General features: G+C 63.8%; 14 protein-coding genes. 4 read left to right on the top strand and 10 right to left on the bottom strand.

The features are described from left to right. The first annotated feature begins 42 nt into the window (after window positions 1-42). Window positions 43-2214: a catalase/peroxidase HPI gene (gene katG, locus RHIZ70P_RS16540; protein WP_115671580.1), complete on the top strand. Its 2172-nt coding sequence runs from the start codon at window positions 43-45 to the stop codon at window positions 2212-2214. Between the two features lie 242 nt (window positions 2215-2456). Beyond that, the gene (locus RHIZ70P_RS16535) at window positions 2457-3083 is read left to right on the top strand and encodes a TetR/AcrR family transcriptional regulator (RefSeq protein WP_115671579.1); all 627 of its coding nucleotides are present in this window, start codon (window positions 2457-2459) and stop codon (window positions 3081-3083) included. Window positions 3084-3108: 25 nt separating this feature from the next. Here the strand turns inward: RHIZ70P_RS16535 and RHIZ70P_RS16530 are convergent, their stop codons facing one another. Continuing rightward, the gene (locus RHIZ70P_RS16530) at window positions 3109-4062 is read right to left on the bottom strand and encodes a LysR substrate-binding domain-containing protein (RefSeq protein WP_115671578.1); all 954 of its coding nucleotides are present in this window, start codon (window positions 4060-4062) and stop codon (window positions 3109-3111) included. 196 nt (window positions 4063-4258) lie between these two features. Between RHIZ70P_RS16530 and RHIZ70P_RS16525 the strand changes: the two genes are divergently transcribed. Beyond that, window positions 4259-4558 (top strand): DUF1127 domain-containing protein, encoded by a 300-nt coding sequence (locus tag RHIZ70P_RS16525; RefSeq protein WP_115671577.1) that lies wholly within the window; start codon window positions 4259-4261, stop codon window positions 4556-4558. A 207-nt stretch (window positions 4559-4765) separates the two neighbouring features. Then, complete coding sequence (locus tag RHIZ70P_RS16520; RefSeq protein WP_181904045.1) at window positions 4766-7243, top strand: methyl-accepting chemotaxis protein; 2478 nt, start codon at window positions 4766-4768, stop codon at window positions 7241-7243. A gap of 85 nt (window positions 7244-7328) precedes the next feature. Here RHIZ70P_RS16520 and RHIZ70P_RS16515 read toward each other — a convergent pair whose 3' ends face one another. From RHIZ70P_RS16515 to RHIZ70P_RS16475, 9 genes are all read right to left on the bottom strand, one after another. Further along, window positions 7329-8225: a DUF937 domain-containing protein gene (locus RHIZ70P_RS16515; RefSeq protein ID WP_115671575.1), complete on the bottom strand. Its 897-nt coding sequence runs from the start codon at window positions 8223-8225 to the stop codon at window positions 7329-7331. 135 nt (window positions 8226-8360) lie between these two features. After that, a complete protein-coding gene (locus RHIZ70P_RS16510) occupies window positions 8361-9734 on the bottom strand; it encodes a glutamate--cysteine ligase (RefSeq protein ID WP_115671600.1) in 1374 nt (457 codons plus the stop codon). A gap of 165 nt (window positions 9735-9899) precedes the next feature. After that, window positions 9900-10637 carry a 16S rRNA (uracil(1498)-N(3))-methyltransferase gene (locus RHIZ70P_RS16505; protein WP_115671574.1) on the bottom strand — a complete coding sequence of 246 codons (738 nt, stop codon included), beginning with the start codon at window positions 10635-10637 and terminating at the stop codon, window positions 9900-9902. Between the two features lie 13 nt (window positions 10638-10650). Then, on the bottom strand, window positions 10651-12156 hold the full coding sequence (locus tag RHIZ70P_RS16500; RefSeq protein ID WP_115671573.1) for an inorganic phosphate transporter: 1506 nt from the start codon (window positions 12154-12156) through the stop codon (window positions 10651-10653). A gap of 135 nt (window positions 12157-12291) precedes the next feature. Continuing rightward, window positions 12292-12801: an NUDIX hydrolase gene (locus RHIZ70P_RS16495; RefSeq protein WP_115671572.1), complete on the bottom strand. Its 510-nt coding sequence runs from the start codon at window positions 12799-12801 to the stop codon at window positions 12292-12294. Window positions 12802-12941: 140 nt separating this feature from the next. After that, window positions 12942-13706, bottom strand: coding sequence for an HAD-IIB family hydrolase (locus RHIZ70P_RS16490; RefSeq protein WP_235842256.1), 765 nt, complete (start codon window positions 13704-13706; stop codon window positions 12942-12944). Continuing rightward, window positions 13703-15040, bottom strand: a complete 1338-nt coding sequence (locus RHIZ70P_RS16485; RefSeq protein WP_115671570.1) for a glycosyltransferase family 4 protein — start codon at window positions 15038-15040, stop codon at window positions 13703-13705. The genes RHIZ70P_RS16490 and RHIZ70P_RS16485 overlap by 4 nt, the downstream gene beginning before the upstream one ends. Window positions 15041-15162: 122 nt before the next feature. Then, window positions 15163-15837, bottom strand: coding sequence for a LutC/YkgG family protein (locus RHIZ70P_RS16480; RefSeq protein WP_115671569.1), 675 nt, complete (start codon window positions 15835-15837; stop codon window positions 15163-15165). A gap of 2 nt (window positions 15838-15839) precedes the next feature. Next, the gene (locus RHIZ70P_RS16475) at window positions 15840-17270 is read right to left on the bottom strand and encodes a LutB/LldF family L-lactate oxidation iron-sulfur protein (protein ID WP_115671568.1); all 1431 of its coding nucleotides are present in this window, start codon (window positions 17268-17270) and stop codon (window positions 15840-15842) included. Window positions 17271-17277: the final 7 nt, after the last annotated feature.

Below are 17277 nucleotides of genomic sequence, written 5' to 3'. Positions count from 1 at the left end.
TGGTGGCGCCAGTTCACTCGTTTTTACAAACAGGAGGCCAGTATGAATGAGCACGTGAAATCGACCGGTAAATGTCCGGTCATGCATGGAGGCAATACCGCCATGGGTCAGTCCGTCATGGAATGGTGGCCGAATGCGTTGAATCTCGACATTTTGCACCAGCACGATTCCAAGACAAATCCGCTCGGCCCGGGCTTCAACTATCGCGAAGAGCTTAAGAAGCTCGACGTCGAGGCGCTCAAGGCCGATCTGCGCGCGCTGATGCTCGACAGTCAGGAATGGTGGCCGGCCGACTGGGGTTCCTATGTCGGCATGATGGCCCGCGTCACCTGGCACGCCGCCGGTTCCTACCGCGTCACCGACGGCCGTGGCGGCGCCAATACCGGCAACCAGCGTTTCGCGCCGCTCAACTCCTGGCCGGACAATGTCAACACCGACAAGGGCCGCCGCCTGCTCTGGCCGATCAAGAAGAAGTACGGCAACAAGATCTCCTGGGCCGACCTGATCGCGCTCGCCGGCACGATCGCCTACGAGGTTGCCGGCCTGAAGACCTTTGGCTTCGCCTTCGGTCGCGAGGATATCTGGCATCCGGAAAAGGACACCTACTGGGGTGACGAGAAGGAATGGCTGGCGCCGAGCGATAGCCGTTATGGCGACGTGACCAAGCCGGACACGCTGGAAAACCCGCTCGCCGCCGTGCAGATGGGCCTCATCTACGTCAACCCGGAAGGCGTCAACGGCAAGTCAGATCCGCTGGCCACCGCGGCCCAGATGCGCGAAACCTTTGCCCGCATGGGCATGAACGACGAGGAAACCGTGGCTCTGACCGCCGGCGGCCACACCATCGGCAAGTGCCATGGTAATGGCAACCCGGCCAATCTCAGCCCCGACCCGGAAGCCGCCGGCCCCGAATTCCAGGGCCTCGGCTGGATCAACACCCACGGCCGCGGCATCGGCCGCGATACCGTCGTCTCCGGCCTTGAGGGCGCCTGGACCAGTGAGCCGACCAAGTGGGACAACGGCTTCTTCAAGATGCTGTTCGAGCATGAATGGCATCTGGTGACCAGCCCGGCCGGCGCGCACCAGTGGGAGCCGATCGCCATCGCCGAACAGGACCGTCCGGTCGACGTCGAGGATCCGTCGATCCGCCGCAACCCGATGATGACCGATGCCGACATGGCGCTGCGCGTCGATCCGATCTACCGCGAGATTTCGCTGAAATTCAAGGACGACCAGGACTACTTCTCGGACGTCTTCGCCCGCGCCTGGTTCAAGCTGACCCACCGCGACGTCGGTCCGAAGTCGCGCTATTTCGGCCCGGACATTCCGGCGGAAGACCTGATCTGGCAGGATCCGATCCCGGCCGGCCGCACGGATTACGACGTCGTCGCGGCCAAGGCGAAGATCATCAACAGCGGCCTCACCATCGCTGAAATGGTCTCCACCGCCTGGGACAGCGCCCGCACCTTCCGCGGTTCCGACAAGCGCGGCGGCGCCAATGGTGCCCGCATTCGCCTCGCCCCGCAGAAGGACTGGGAAGGCAATGAGCCCGCTCGCCTCGCCAAGGTCCTTTCGGTTCTCGAAGGCATCGCCGCTGAGACCGGCGCAAGCCTTGCCGACGTCATCGTTCTGGCCGGCAATGTCGGCGTCGAACTGGCGGCAAAGGCGGCCGGTTTCGATGTCGAGGTCCCCTTCGTGCCGGGCCGTGGCGACGCCACCGCCGAGCAGACCGATGCCGACGGCTTTGCCGTGCTTGAGCCGCTCGCCGACGGTTTCCGCAACTGGCAGAAGAAGGACTATGTCGTCAGCCCCGAGGAAATGCTGCTCGACCGCGCCCAGTTGATGGGGCTCACCGCCCCGGAACTGACCGTGCTCATCGGCGGCATGCGCGTGCTCGGCACCAACTACGGCGGCACCGCGCACGGCGTGTTCACCGATCGTGTTGGCGCGCTCACCACCGACTTCTTCACCACCCTGACGGACATGGCCTATACTTGGGTCCCGACCGGCAGCAACTCCTATGATATCCGCGACCGCAAGTCTGGCGCGACCAAGTACACGGCCTCCCGCGTCGACCTCGTGCTTGGCTCGAACTCGATCCTGCGTGCCTATGCGGAAGTCTATGCCCAGGACGACAACAAGGAGAAGTTCGTGGCTGACTTCGTCGCCGCCTGGACCAAGGTGATGAACGCCGACCGCTTCGATATCGCCTGATCGCGGTTGAACGCCGTGCTCGGGGTCGGCAATGTCCGGCCCCGAGGAAGCATAAGCGGGACAGAATAGGGCCGGCGCCTTGGACAACTGAGGCGCCGGCTTTATTTTTAACAGGCGTACTCTTCCGGGCCTTTTCAGGTATCGTTAAGATCCGATCTTTCCTTTTAGAGGAATGGGAATACAAGCGCGTGTAGCTGCGCTGGCCGGCACATTTGCGCGCTGTCGGTTCCAAGGTGGGGGATATGAGCATCAAGAAGCCAGACGGGCGCCTGCAATTGCGCAAGAAGCCGCAGCAGGAGCGCAGCATCCAGCGTCTGGACCAGATTCTCGAGGCCGCAACGGCGCTCGTCGCCGAACAGGGCGTCGCCAGGCTCAAGATGACGGATCTGGCCGCGAGGGCTCGCGTCCCGATTGGTTCGCTCTACCAGTTTTTTCCGGAAAAGGCGGCGATCGTCCGGGCCCTGCACGACCGGCACACGGCGCGGGTCGAAACCGGAGCCGAGCGCGTCTTCTCGGCGGTGAGATCGCTCGCCGAGGCGGAGGCGCTGATGGGCTCGGCGGTGGACGCCTTCTACAGCACCTTCCGCGATGATCCGATCTACCTGCCGGTGTGGCTCGCGGCGATTTCCGACGCGGATCTGCAGCGGCTGAATTCCGACCATCAGACGCGACTGACACGCATACTCTGCGACATCTTCCGCCCGCTGCTGCCCGAAGGCAGCAAGATCGATCTGGAAACGCGTGTCCTGCTGTTCGTCTACCTGACCGGAGCGGTCGTCCGCCGCGCCATGATCGCCGACGACAAGATGGCGCGCCGTATTCTCGACGAATGGAAGCGCAGCATCCACGCGACCATCTTTGCCGAATGAGAGTGTCGTTAAGCGCCTGCCTGGCTCACCAGCCGGGCATCAGGTTTCCAGCCCGCAGGCGCGGATAATAGCGCGGCAGCGCCTTCACGTCGCTTTCCAGGTCATCCTCCACCGAGCTCGGCGTGATATTGTCGAGGCAGGCCGAGATATGGTCGGTGATCGCGTTCATCAGCGAGGTGGAAAGCCCGGGCCGCTTCATCAGGCCGATCTGTACCGGCGGAAGCGGCGGGAAACCGTCATTCTGGGTCAACACCTTCATGCCGGTCCTCAGAGCCGATTCCGGCAGGATCGAGACGGCCATGCCAGCCAGCACGGCGGCGGCGACCACCGTCGACGACCAGCTGGTGAACAGGATCTGGTAGTCGCGGCCGTCCGCATCGAGGGCCGAGCAGGCGAGCTGGCGCCATTGACAGTCGCGCCGGCCGACCGCGAGCGGCACCGGCGCGTCGTCCTTCAGCGGATGGTTGGCGGAACCGACCCAGCAGAGCGGCTCGGTGCGCACCACGTCCGAGGTTCTGAGCTGCGGATTGTGGGTGACCAGTGCGATGTCGAGTTCGCCCTTCGCCATCTTCTCCGCCAGGTCGACCGACGGCTCGCAGACGATGTAGAGCTCGACATTCGGATGGGTCTTGGCGAAGCGGCCGATGATCTCCGGCATGTAGCGGTCGGCATAATCGTCCGGCGTGCCGATCCTAAGCGTGCCTTCGAGGCGATTGTCGTCGAAGGCGGCAATCGCCTCCGAATTCAGCCGGATGATCCGCCGGGCATAGTTCAACAGCTTGTCGCCTTCGGCCGAAAGGCGGTTGCCACGGCCGTCCTTGATGAACAGCTGCTTGCCGATCCGCTCCTCCAGCCGTCGCATCTGCATCGACACGGCCGACTGCGTCTTGAACACCCGGCCTGCGGCCTTGGTGAAGCTGCCGGTGTCGACAATGGCGACAAAGGTCTGCAACTGGTCAATATCGAGGGGAGCCGACATGGGAGACATCCATAAGAACGATTGATGCTAACTATTAGAAACATTCGTTGGACTGATCAATACCGTTTCCGCATTGTGAAGCTGCAAATCAGCAGACACCGACCGCGCCGTTGAGCGCTGCCGGCAGACCCGGTTCATCCCTTGCCGCTCCGCGACAAGGGGAGGCCACACTCGTGCCAATCGAAAGGATAAAGCCATGCGCACGACCGAACGGATGATCGAACTCGATATCGCCGAACCGCGGGAGGCTCTGGTCACGCGCTTCTTCGCGGCGACAGCGCACGTGAAGTCCGTCTGGCGTGCCATCCGCAACCGACGCGCTGCGAACCGCCTTGCCGACCTTGATGACTTCCAGCTGCGGGACATCGGCCTTTGCCGTTTCGATGTCGAGCAGATCCTCAAGGCCTCCGGCATCGCGGACGATCCTTCGCAACTGCTGTCGCGCTCCGCCCGCAACCGCTCGCGGCGCGCGCTTCACGGCTTGACCGTCGACTGAGCCCGCCTTCCATCCCCGCAGGGTGAAAGCCAATGAGCCCTGCCGCTTGCCCGGTCATGGTCCGCCATGCCGGGCATTTTTTTCGCGTTTGCCCCCGGAAAACCGCCGCTGTCCACAGGCTTGGCATGGGATGGTAACGCCTTGCTAACGCACCTCTGGAACCATGGCGGCAAAGCAGCCATTCGGATTTTCCGCGGAGCCTTTAACATGCGCCTTTCCAGGAAGCTGCCGCTTGCGGCGGCGCTCTTCGCCTTCGTCTCCTTGAGCGCCTCGATGGCGATCAATTTCTATCTCGAATCCCGCATCCTGACCGATCAGGTCTACCAGAAGCTGGAAGCCACCGCCGACGGCCGGCGCAACGAGGCGAGGGGCTATCTGGACAGCATCCGGCTCGACATGTCGGCGCTGGCCTCGAGCTTCACCACCCAGCAGGCCTTCTACGGCTTTTCCGGCGCCATGAACTTTCTCGGCGACGACCCTCTCAAGGAACTGCATGCCCGCTACATCGACGGCAATCCCAATCCCGAGGGCGAGAAGTACAAGCTCGATACCGCCAAGAAGGATGCCTATGACCGCGCCCACAAGCAATATCATCAGGGCTTCGTGAAGCATCTGCAGGCGCAGGGCTACCGCGATCTGTTCGTGATCAACCCCGCCGGCACCATCGTCTATTCGGCGATGAAGCAAAGGGACTTCGGCACCAATCTTTCAAGCGGGCCTTATAAGGGCAGCGGCCTTGCTCAGGTCTTCCAGACGGCGCTGAAGGCTGAAGCCGGCACGGTTTCCATGTCCGACTTCGAGGCCTATGCGCCGTCCAAGGGGGCGACGGCCGCTTTCGTCGCGACGCCGATCCAGCAGAACGGGCGCACGATCGGCGTCCTGGCATACCAGCTGCCGAACGATCGCTTCAACACGCTCTACGCCAACAAGAAGGGGCTCGGTGAAACCGGCGAGACCATTCTCGTCAATGCCGGCGGCCTGGTGATCAATGACAGCGCCCACACGCCGGAGAACGATGCCCTGACCGCCAAGGTCGACACGCCGCTGGTGAGCGAGGCCATGGCCGGACGCGAGGCTTTGGGATCGATCTCCGGCTATCGTTCGATCGACGCATTCGCCGCCACATCGCCGCTCGAATTCGGCGGCGCGCGGTTTGCCGTGATCGCCCTGATCTCCGAAGCGGAGGTGAACGGCGATCTGTGGTCGAACGCTCTTGCCTCCATCGGCTTCGGCCTGTTGTTGATCACCATCGGCTCCGTCGTCGCCGTCGTCTATTCGCGCACGCTGACGCGACCGATCTCGACACTGGTGGAGTCCATGGAGCAACTCGCCGGCGGCAATACCGACATCGCCCTCGAAGGCGAGACGCGAAATGACGAGATCGGCGACATGGCCCGCTCCGTCGCGGTATTCCGTCAGGCCGAAATTACCAAGCGTGAACTGGAGGTCGAAACCGAGCACCGCCGGTCCGCAGGAGAGGACGAGCGTCGGGCCCGCGACGCCGAAAAGGCCGCCGAACAGGCGCGACTGACCAATACGGTGGAAATCCTCGGCGCGGCCTTGCAGCGGCTGGCGAGCGGCGACCTGACCGCGACGATCGACAAGCCGTTCGCCAGCAGCGGACTCGACCGGCTGCGCGTCGATTTCAACGCGTCGCTCGAGCGCCTGTCGCAGACCATTTCCGCCGTTCACGGCAATGTAGCCGAGATCAATCGCAAGAGCGGCAAGGTCGGCTCGTCCACCTCGGATCTGTCCAAGCGCAGCGAGGAGCAGGCCGCGGCACTGGAGGAAACCTCGACCGCGGTGCGGCAGATCATGGATGCGATCCGCCAATCGACGGAAAAGGCAGAGACCGCCTCGCGGCTCGCCAGCGAGGCGCGCGTCCATTCCGATCGTTCCAGCGAGATCGTCGGCGGCGCGGTCCATGCGATGGAGCGGATCGAGAACGCCTCCAGCGAAATCTCCAAGATCATCAATGTGATCGACGAGATCGCCTTCCAGACCAACCTTCTGGCGCTGAACGCCGGTGTCGAGGCCGCGCGTGCCGGTGAAGCCGGCAAGGGCTTTGCCGTCGTCGCCCAGGAAGTGCGTGAACTGGCGCAGCGTTCCTCCAATGCCGCCAAGGACATCAAGTCGCTGATCACCAAGTCGGGTGAGGAGGTTGCCGCGGGTGTCGGCCTGGTCAAGCAGACGGGCGAGGTCCTGTCGTCGATCGCCGGCCAGGTGGTGCAGATCGGCGACCACATTCACTCGATCGCCGACGCTGCCCGCGAACAGTCGACGGGTCTGAAGGAGGTCACCTCCGCCGTCACCCGGATGGAGGACGTGACGCAACAGAACGCCCGCGCCGCCGAACAGACCAATGCCGAAATGTCGGGCCTTGTGCGTGATGCGGAAGCCTTGTCCAGTCTCGTCGGCCAGTTCATCGTCGACAAGGGCGCGGTATCGACGGCCGGCAAGTTCGCCGACATGCGCGACAAGAGCTTCTCGATGGCGGACCGGACGTTCAGCGCGGTCCAGCCGGTCGCCCCCGTCAAGCCGCTCGCACCACGGGTCGCACCGGCCGGCCCGGCCAACCGGGCGATCTCCTCGCCGGCCAAGGCCCTTCTCGACAAGCTCTCTTCGGGTTTCGGAAAGTCCGCTTCGCCGGCCGGCAAGAGCGCCGACAACTGGGAAGAATTCTGACCCGCCCGAAGGGAATAGCCAGGCACCAGAAACGGACAAGGGCGGCTCGGGGCCGCCCTTGTCGCATCCAAAACCATATCGGTCGTCAGGCTTTCGGCTCGTCCGGCGCCTCGCCGGAAGCCGGTTGCGGCTTTTGCGCGTTGGCCGCGAGATAGCTGTCGAAGATCTGCTCCATGCTCTTCTGGTAGTTCTTCTGAACCTCCAGCCCGCTGTCGAACATGGCGTTCATGATTTCGGTCATCTTTGCCGCGGGCGGCGCCTCGGCTTCGGGCTTTGGTGCTTCCTTGGCTGCAGCGGCCCCGCCGGCCGGCGCGCCATAGGCGCCGGTCATCATGTCCTGGAAGGACTTGGCGAAGGGATTGTCGAAAAACGGGTTGGCGGCGGCCGCCGTCTGCGGCTTCTGGGCCGCGCCCATCATGTCCTGGAACGCCTTGGTGAAGGGGTTGTCGAAGATGTTCGGCTGCTTGGGCGCCGGCTTAGGCTGAAAGCCGGTGCTCTCCAGCCATTGCTGCATCATAGCGCCCATCGGCGTGCCGGCAAACGGATTGGTGTCGGCCATCTGCCCGGTCGTCTGCTTGAACAGTCCGCCCATGATGGCATCGGCCATGACCGGCAGCATCTGCTTCAGCACTTCCTGGCCGACCCCGGTAAACTGGGCGGCCTGGGCGGCGATCGCGCGCGACACTTCCTTGGAGCCGAACAGCTTTTCCAGCACCTGGTTGCCGTCGGCGATCCCCTGCGGGGTAAAGGCCTTGCTCATGTCCTCGAAATACTTGGCATAACCGCCCGAGGCCATCGCGCCGATCAGGGAGGAGAAGTCGTAAGGATTGGCGGTATTGCGCTTGAAGCCCGAGGAAAACGCCGGCATCAGCGCCGCCATGGCCTTGGTCACCTGTTCCTGGGCCAGGTTGAACTGGCTGGCCATGGCCTCCATGCCCGTTCCGTTTTGAGCACGCAGCATCATATCAAAAAGTGGCAACATCGGCGTCCTTCTCCGTGCTCGCAAAGCGGTTCGACGCACTATATCCGGAAAAGGCCGGGCGCAAACCGCTTTTTCCGCGGCTGTCAGGCCGCTGCAAAGGCCGGAAACAGGCAGGCGTTTTCCAGCAGGGACGTGTCAGTATTGGTATTCGTCGAAGACGTGGTCGATCTCGCGGTTCCATCGCCCGTTGTAGAGCGAAAGCAGGTCGTCGGCGAGCGTCGACTTCTTGGCGATCACCTCGTCGAGCGGGGCAAGGAAGACGCTCTCGTCCTGGCCTTCGCCGTTGAGGCGGGCGCGGCTTTTGAGCCCCTGGCGTGACAGCGAGACCACATCGCGGGCCACGTCGAGAAGCGAACGGCCGGCGACCTCGGCCTTGAGGCCCTTGGCCGGCACCGCATCGCGAAGCGCATTGACTTCTGCGAAGCTCCAGCCGGCGGTCATCTGGTCGGCGGCCTCAAGCGCAGCGTCGTCATAGAGCAGGCCGACCCAGAAGGCCGGAAGCGCACAGATGCGCCGCCATGGCCCGCCATCGGCGCCGCGCATTTCGAGAAAGCGCTTGAGCCGCACGTCGGGAAAGAGCGTCGAAAGATGGTTGGTCCAGTCGCCCAGCGTCGGTTCCCAGGCCGTCACTTCGCCCTTCAGCGCGCCGCCCATGAACTGGCGGAACGTGACATGGGTGCAGTCGTGATAGCGGCCGTCACGCACGATGAAATACATCGGCACGTCGAGCGCCCATTCGACATAGTCGGCAAAGCCGAAATCGTCATCGAGCGTAAAGGGCAGGATTCCCGCGCGGGCATTGTCCGTGTCTCTCCAGATCTCGCCGCGCCAGGACAAGAGACCGTTCGGCTTGCCCTCGGTGAAGGGCGAGGCGGCGAAGAGGGCGGTGGCGAGCGGCTGCAGCCGCATGCCGACGCGCATCTTGCGGCGCATGTCGGCTTCCGAGGAGAAGTCGAGGTTCACCTGGATGGTGCAGGTGCGGTACATCATGTCGAGGCCGTGGCTGCCGACCTTCGGCATATAGCGCGTCATGATCTCGTAGCGCGATTTCGGCATGCGGGGCGTCTCGGCGAGCGTCCATTTCGGGCTGCCGCCAATGCCGAGGAAGCGAATGCCCATCGGCTCCGCCACGTCGCGCACAGCCGCCAGGTGCTGGTTCGATTCCCGGCAGGTGTCGTGCAGCGTCTCGAGCGGCGCGCCCGAAAGCTCGAACTGTCCGCCCGGCTCGATCGAGATCGCGCCCATGCCGTGCGCCTCGGCGAGTCCGATGATGTTGTCGCCATCCATGATCGGGTCCCAGCCAGTCTTGGCCTGCATGCCGAGCAGCAGGGCGCGGATCCCGGCCTCGCCGAAATAAGGGACGGGGCTGTTGTCGGCGCGGAAAAAGGCGAACTTCTCGTGCTCCGTACCGATGCGGAACGCCTCCTTGGGCTTGCAGCCGCCTGCAAGGTAATCCGCCATTTGCGCGACGGAGGTGAGGGGCGTGTCGTCGGTGGTATCACGAGCCATGGAATAGACCTTGTGTGGCGTCACCGGCGCGCGCACCGGCCCAATCTGCAAGGTGATTGGACCGGATTTCGGGACGGCGCAAGTGAAAATCTCTGAAACTTGGGTCAAAAAAAACCGGGTTGCGGAAGACCGACACCAATGTCTTGGTCGTCGGCGTGACCGGGCTCAGCGCCAATCGCCGATCGCCGCCTGGACCACGGCCAGCGCCGCCACCGCGGCGGTATCGGCCCGAAGGATCCGCGGGCCGAGCGGTATCGCGGTGACGAAGGGAAGGGACCGCAGCAGGTGACGCTCCTCGTCGGAAAAGCCGCCCTCCGGCCCGACCAGCAGGGCCAGTTGTCGTTCCTCGATGCGCGACAAGGCTGGCAGGGGATTGTTCGTCCCGCTGTCCTCGTCGCAGAAGATGATGCGCCGCTCCGCAGGCCAGCGCTCCAGCAAGTCTTTGAGCTTCTGCGGCGGCGCCACCTTCGGGATAGCCAGCACGCCGCATTGCTCCGCCGCCTCGACCGCATTGGCCTGCAGCCGCTCCAGGCTGGTGATCTTGCCCTGCACGTGCTGGGTCATCACCGGCTGCAGCAGGCCGGCTCCCATCTCGACCGCCTTCTGCACCAGATAGTCCATCCGGCCGACCTTGAGCGGCGCGAAAAGGAACTGCAGGTCGCAGTCCTTGGGCTGTGGGCGGGTCTGCTCGATCGGCGTGAGCAGGATCTTCTTGCGGGTCGGAAAGGAAAGCGTCGTCTTCCATTCGCCGTCGCGACCGTTGAACGCCAGAATCTCGGCGCCATCCTGCAGACGCAGGACATTGGCGAGGTAGTTGAACTGTTCGACGCTGGCCTCGACCGCTGCATTCGGTCCGAGATCGGCCTCGAGGTAGAGCCTTTGCATACGGTAGTTCGCGCGCATGTCTGTCTTGGCCTCAAAGGAAGAGCAAGTACATAGCCCAGTAGAGAAACGCCGCAAGTGCGGCCGATGCCGGAACGGTAATGATCCAGGCGCCGACGATGGTCATGAAGTGCGAGCGGCGCACGAGATAGCGCCGGCGCAGCTCGTCGGGATTGCGGTCGCGCGTGTCCTCGATCTGCCAGTGGTCGGCCTTCATGCGCATATAGGCGATGCGCCGCTTCGAATTGCGCGTGTACCACTCGCGGAAGAAGCCGACGCCGAACACGGCCCCGACGGCGATATGCGTGGAACTGACCGGCAGGCCGAACCACGAGGCGATGATCACGGTCACGGCGGCGGAGAGAGCGACGCTGAAGGCGCGCATCGGATTGAGCTTGGTGATCTGCGAGCCGACCAGCCGGATCAGTTTGGGGCCGAACAGCAGGAGACCGGCCGAAATGCCGAGCGCACCGATGATCGTCACCCAGGTCGGTGCCGCGACGACCGTCCCGACCGTCTCCGCGCGCGTCGCCTGAACGATCGCGGCCAGCGGCCCGATCGCGTTGGCGACGTCGTTGGCGCCATGGGCGAAGGAGAGCAGGGCGGCCGAGAAGACCAGCGGAAGGCGAAACAGCTTGCGCAGCGACTGGTTGCGGTTTTCAAGCCCCTCCGACTGCCGCCGGATCAGCGGGACGCTGCCGATCCAGGTGAGGAGCCCGACCCCGAGACCGCTCAACATGGCCGTCGTCATGCCGACGTCGAACACCTGTCCGATACCCTTCATGGTCAGGTAGCTGGTAAAGGCGCCGGCCATGACAGCGATCAGGACGGGAAGCCAGCGCTGCGCCGCCACGATCTTGTCGGGGCGATAGACGATGAAGTCCTTGATGAAGTAGAGGATCAGGGCGGCAATCGCCCCGCCGAGCAGCGGCGACAGCATCCAGCTGGCGGTGATGCTCGCCATGACACTCCAGTTGACGGATGAAAGCCCGGCGGCCGCGATGCCGGCACCCATGACGGCGCCGACGATCGAATGGGTCGTCGATACGGGCGAGTTGGTCCAGGTGGCGAAGTTGAGCCATAGCGAGGAGGCGAGCAGCGCCGCCATCATCGCCAACGAGAAGACTTGCGGATGGCTGACGATGTCGGGATCCAGGATGCCTTCCGAAATGGTATCGATGACGTCGCCGCCGGCGATCAGGGCGCCCGCAATCTCGAAGACGGCGGCGAGCATCAGTGCGACGGGCATGGAGATGGCGCGCGCCCCGACCGCCGCGCCGACATTGTTGGTCACGTCATTGGCGCCGATGTTCATCGCCATATAGGCGCCGACGGCCGCTGCGGCGATGATCACGATCGCGCCAGGCTGGTTGCTGACGTAGAAGCTGGCAAACAGAGTGGCGAGGATGAGAAAGACCAATCCGATGCCGACCGGCAGCGCCCCGCGCCAGACCTGCTGCGCCGCGGCCTCGGCATAGGCGATCTTGTCCAGGTCCTTGTCGAGCGTCGGCTTGACCAGGGTCGGTGGCGGTTTTGCCATGACGGCAACGTCTCCTGCTGCGACAGGCGCGGCCGTCGAGCCAAGGGTTTTCGTGAACGGTAGGCGTTGAAGCCAAATCCGTTTAGGGCCAATGGCCACGGCATTCAAGACGGAAGGATGCGAGGGCCGGCGGAACTAGGGGGATTCGGGCAATTGGCCGGGTGCGAGCGCGCCATTCAGCAATTTCTGGGCAAAGGCATGGAACAGCACCTTCAGTTCCGGTTCCTGCACCCGGGCGGCGGCCTCCTCGCAACTGACCCATTCCAGCCGGCGCGTCCCCTTTTCCGGGAACTCCTTCAGCAGTTCCTTCACCTCGAGCGCGTGCACCTGGACGCGACAGGCGACCTTCAGCCCGTCGTTCATGCCCTTGTGGTAGGTGTAATAGCCGATCGGCTCGCGTGAGACATTGCCCTTGACGCCCGCCTCTTCGTAAGCCTCACGCTCGGCGACCAGATGGGACTTCTTGCCCCGCATCGGCCACCCCTTCGGAATGACCCAGCGGCCGGTGTCCCGGCTGGTGACGAGCAGGACCTCCGGGGCGGCCTGTTTCTTGCGCTTGCGAAAGCACAGGGCCGCATATTGCTGGCGGGGTGGACGCCGCAGCATCAGTTGAAAATCGGACGCGATCCGGCTCATGATTGTCAAGGTTGAAGATGCCTCCCACTTGCATGTTGAATTAGATTACGCTGATTCGCGGCCGAGCCGACATCCTATCCGCGACAGCACCGCATTCCCGTCAATTTTGTGAGCCGGTTCGATTGCGTCAAGCATTTCGCCGGAAATTGTCAATATTGGTCAGGCCGAGCCGGCTGATGGCCGAGCCAGTGGCGCATGCCCTCGATCACCCCATCGGCTTCACGGCCGACTGCCTGGTAGACCCGATCGTCGGCGGCAAAGCGCATTCTCAGTTCGTCGCGCCCGTTCGCCGGGATGATGCCGCGCACCCCGTCGAGAACGAACATGTCGGTATCATTGCCGGTATCGCCGGCGACGACGATCTCGTCCAGTCTGACACCGAGCTTGCGGCTAAGCCAGACGAGCGCATTGCCCTTGTCGGCATTGGCAGGGAGAATGTCGAGATCGCGGTCGCTCGAATAGACGATCTTGACCTGATGGCCGGCGCCGACGATCCGTTCTTCGAGTTCCGCCAGTCGCTCCCGTGTGGCGTCGTGCAGATACCAGCTGGACTTGTGATCATGCTGGTAGCGGTCAGGCTGCCGTTCCAGTCCCGGAAAGCCGCTCACCAGACCTGCTATGCCGGCCGCGTCATAATTGCCGCCGATGAAGTCGGCATATTCGGCCTCCATGCCGGTCCATGCATCGGCCGCCATCATCGTACCGACGCCGCCGATCAGCAGGTCGGCCGGCGGAAGACCTTCCTCATCGATGAACGACAGGATGTCGTCGACCAGGCGACCGCTATTATAGACCAGCAGCGGCCGGGTCCCGACGTCAAGCCCCTGCCAGAACGCCGCGAACCGCCGCGACGCGTCGCGATTGCCCGCGAGCGTCCCGTCGAGGTCGGAGGAGAACAGCCTGACCGGTCTCAATCGCCGTCGTTCCATGGTTCCGCCCAATCGGCCTCCTCGAGCGCCTGCGCCACCGGGCGGCCCTCGACCAGGGCGACCAGTTGCTGCGCGATGCCGGTCCAGGTGAACAGGCTGCGGGCCTTGTGGGCTCCCATGCGCGACAGCCGGTCCCGCAAACGCGGATGGCGGAACGGCTTCATCATGGTGATGCCGAGATCCTCCTTGTCGAAGGGATCGGCATAGAGTGCGTGCCGGCCGTAGCTGACCGCCCGGAACAGTCCCCCATGGATCGTGACAATGGTCGGCGTGCCGCTCGCCATGGCCTCGATCGCCGTCATGCCGAAGGGTTCGTAACGGCTGGACAGCACGAAGAGGTCGGCAGCGCGGTAGTAATCCGGCAGTTCCTCGTCCGCTATGAAGCCGGTGAATTCGACGCGGTCGGCAAGGCCGAGATCGACAACCTGCTTCTTCAGCCCGTCGAGAATGCCTTGCTCCTGCGGGTCGAGGTTCTCGCCGCCGAGCGCGAGCCGCAGGCGGGCATCCGGCACACGGCTGGCCAGTACGGAAAAGCCGTCGATCAACAGGTCGTAGCCCTTGTTGGTGGCAAGCCGGCCAAGCGCCATCACCACCTTGCCCTCGAAGCCCAGCCGCTGGCGGATCATCTGGCGCGAGGCTTCCGATACGGGATAGAAACGGTTGTCGTCATAGCCGGGCGGGATCATGTGCACCCGATTGCGGCTGAGGCCATAATCCTCGTTCAGCATGTCGAGCTGGATCGGCGTCGTCGCGACCACCAGCTGGCAGCTGCGGTAGACGATCAGCTCGTGCTGGATGCGTTCCTTGAAGTTGAACTCCGCCTCCAACCGGTCGGCGCGCTCCGGATAGTCGGTTTCCATCTGCCGCTTCTTCCACAGACCAAGCGAATGGGGCGTGTGGATGTGCGGAATGTTGAGTGCTTCCGACAGCCTCTGGCCGGCGACCCCCGCGTCCCAGTAGTGGCTGTTGATGAAAAGATAGGAGAGGCCTTCCCGCTTGATATAGCGGAGAGCCTTCTCGTTCCACTCGTTGAGATGGCGATGCAGGTATTCCTTCGGAATGAAGTCCCGGCCGCCGCAGGGAATGCGGATGACCCTAACGTCGGCATCGACCTCGTCGATTTCCGGCTGGTCCTCGAACCGGCGCGTGAAGATGTCGACCTTGTGGCCGAGCTGGGCGAGTTTCTTCGCAAGTTCAAGGACGTAAACGACCTGACCACCGGTATCCGCCGCGCCGAGAGGCGGCTGGGCAGCCACATAGCCATGGGTGGAAACGAGCGCAATTCGCGGCGCTGCATACACGTCATTGTAGCTTGTCATATCGCTCACAATAGAAAAACGGTTCGGAAAATGCAAATCGCAAACGCGACTTTCCGAAGTTTGTTCCATTGTGAGGGCATTTTATTCCCCGCTTTGTCTCGCGGCGAAGGTCCTCGGTGCAGTCAGGGGTTGCCGGCAATGACAATGTGCAGCGCCCGTGGGCCGTGGGCGCCGAGCAGCAAGGTCTGTTCGATGTCGGCCGAGCGCGACGGCCCGGTGATGAAGTTGACCGTGCGCGGCATGGACCCGCCTTGCGCGGCGCGCAGTCTTGCCCAGATCGTCTCCATGTCGCCGGCGATCTCTTCGGCCCTGACGACGACGATGTGATGTTCGGGCAGGAAGTTGAGCGTCACCGGATTGTCCGGGCCGGACAGCAGCGCAAGCGTGCCGGTTTCGGCGACGGCGCCGAAGGCATGGCTGACGGCGGCAAGATCCTGGCCGTCGGAGGCGCCGTGACGGATATCGAGGGTCGCCTCGCTGGTCCAGGGCGCCGTGGCGAGGCGCGGATCATTGCCGATGCGGATCGCGGCCGGCAGGTTGCGGCTCTTGAGGTAGGCCGATACCGAAGCGGGCAGCGCTGCGAGACCGTCGATGTGCTCCGTGGTCGCATTGTATTTTTCCGCCATGGCGCGGAAAAGCGCGACCCGTTCGGGCGGCGGCAACTGGCCACGCGCGGGTATGATGCCCTTGGGCGCCTGCGCCAGGCGCGCGGCGACGATGGAACGACGGTTGTCGTCGTCGGTCGGCGCCTTCAGCGAGGCGCGGATCTTCGCAAGGATTGCGGATTTGCCGTTCATGGTCATGCTCCCGGCCGCTTCGCCTGGCGTGCCGCCCAGGCTTTCGTAAAGGTCTGCCCCTCGGGTGCGGGCAGGTCGCGATACTTCGTCCAACCGCCGGCAAGCGGCAGCGCGGCGATTCGCTTGTTGGCGCCGCCGATGAGCGACAGCGTCGATGCGGCGAGCGTGGCCGCCATGCGGTAGAGCTTCGGCCGCTTGGCGAAGAAGGCCCAGACCGACAGCCCGTAGCGGGCGGAAGCCGGCGTCAGATGCCGCTCGAATTCCCGCTCGCGCCAATGGCGCATCATCTTCGGCAGCGGAATGCGCATCGGGCAAACACTTTCGCAACGGCCGCAGAAGGTCGAGGCATTGGGCAGGTGCGCCGACTGCTCCACGCCGAACAGCGACGGCGTCAGCACCGCGCCCATCGGTCCCGGATAGACCGAACCATAGGCGTGGCCGCCGACCGCGTGATAGACGGGACAATGGTTCATGCAGGCGCCGCAGCGGATGCAGCGCAGCATCTCCTGGAATTCCGTGCCGAGCATCGAGGTGCGGCCATTGTCGAGCAGGATCACATGATATTCGTCCGGGCCGTCCGGATCCTCCACCCGCTTCGGGCCGGTAGAGAACGTGGTGTAGACCGACATGTCCTGGCCGGTCGCCGAGCGGGCGAGCAGGCGCAGGATCTGCGAACAGTCCTCCAGCGTCGGCACGATCTTTTCGATCGAGGCGACCACGACATGCACCTTGCCGAGCGTCTGGGTGAGATCGCCATTGCCCTCGTTGGTGACGATCACCGACGAGCCGGTCTCGGCAATCAGGAAGTTCGCACCGGTGATCCCGACATCGGCCTGGAAATAACGCTTGCGCAGCACCTCGCGCGCTTCCGACAAGAGCGTTTCCGGTGCCGTCAGGTCACGATTGACGTCGAGATGGGTGTGGACCCGGCGAAAGTCTTCCTCCACCTGTTCCTTGTTGAGATGCACGGCGGGCGCGATGATGTGGCTCGGATGCTCGCCGCGCAGCTGAATGATGTATTCGCCAAGGTCCGTCTCGACCGGCTCCACACCGTTGGCCTCAAGGAATTCGTTGAGGTTGATCTCCTCGGTGATCATCGACTTGCCCTTGGTGACGGTCTTCGCCTTCACCCGTCGGCAGATGTCCATGACGATGCGGCGCGCATCTTCGGCGCTTTCGGCCCAGTGCACATGTCCGCCGGCGGCGGTCACCTTCCGCTCATAGGCTTCCAGATAGAGGTCGAGATGGGCGAGCGTATGGTTCTTGATGTCGCGGGCATTGTCGCGCAGGGCGTCGAATTCCGGCAGGGCGGCCGCCGCGGCCGCGCGCTTGGCGATGAAGCCCGTCTCGACATTCCGCAGGGCCTTTTGCAGCTGCGGATCGATCAGCGCGCGAGCGGCGTTTTCCTTGAACTGGGGGGAGGTGAACTGCATGGCGCTC

Origin of the sequence: Paenirhizobium selenitireducens ATCC BAA-1503 (assembly GCF_900492185.1) — a bacterium.
Classification (GTDB): domain Bacteria; phylum Pseudomonadota; class Alphaproteobacteria; order Rhizobiales; family Rhizobiaceae; genus Allorhizobium; species Allorhizobium selenitireducens_A.
This window is presented reverse-complemented; position numbering and strand designations above follow the sequence as displayed.

Bases quoted from the DNA above. Each gene is read 5' to 3' on its own strand.
- katG (WP_115671580.1), top strand. From the start codon at position 43: ATGAATGAGCACGTGAAATCGACCGGTAAATGTCCGGTCATGCATGGA.
- RHIZ70P_RS16535 (WP_115671579.1), top strand. From the start codon at position 2,457: ATGAGCATCAAGAAGCCAGACGGGCGCCTGCAATTGCGCAAGAAGCCG.
- RHIZ70P_RS16530 (WP_115671578.1), bottom strand. From the start codon at position 4,062: ATGTCGGCTCCCCTCGATATTGACCAGTTGCAGACCTTTGTCGCCATT.
- RHIZ70P_RS16525 (WP_115671577.1), top strand. From the start codon at position 4,259: ATGCGCACGACCGAACGGATGATCGAACTCGATATCGCCGAACCGCGG.
- RHIZ70P_RS16520 (WP_181904045.1), top strand. From the start codon at position 4,766: ATGCGCCTTTCCAGGAAGCTGCCGCTTGCGGCGGCGCTCTTCGCCTTC.
- RHIZ70P_RS16515 (WP_115671575.1), bottom strand. From the start codon at position 8,225: ATGTTGCCACTTTTTGATATGATGCTGCGTGCTCAAAACGGAACGGGC.
- RHIZ70P_RS16510 (WP_115671600.1), bottom strand. From the start codon at position 9,734: ATGGCTCGTGATACCACCGACGACACGCCCCTCACCTCCGTCGCGCAA.
- RHIZ70P_RS16505 (WP_115671574.1), bottom strand. From the start codon at position 10,637: ATGCGCGCGAACTACCGTATGCAAAGGCTCTACCTCGAGGCCGATCTC.
- RHIZ70P_RS16500 (WP_115671573.1), bottom strand. From the start codon at position 12,156: ATGGCAAAACCGCCACCGACCCTGGTCAAGCCGACGCTCGACAAGGAC.
- RHIZ70P_RS16485 (WP_115671570.1), bottom strand. From the start codon at position 15,040: ATGACAAGCTACAATGACGTGTATGCAGCGCCGCGAATTGCGCTCGTT.
- RHIZ70P_RS16480 (WP_115671569.1), bottom strand. From the start codon at position 15,837: ATGAACGGCAAATCCGCAATCCTTGCGAAGATCCGCGCCTCGCTGAAG.
- RHIZ70P_RS16475 (WP_115671568.1), bottom strand. From the start codon at position 17,270: ATGCAGTTCACCTCCCCCCAGTTCAAGGAAAACGCCGCTCGCGCGCTG.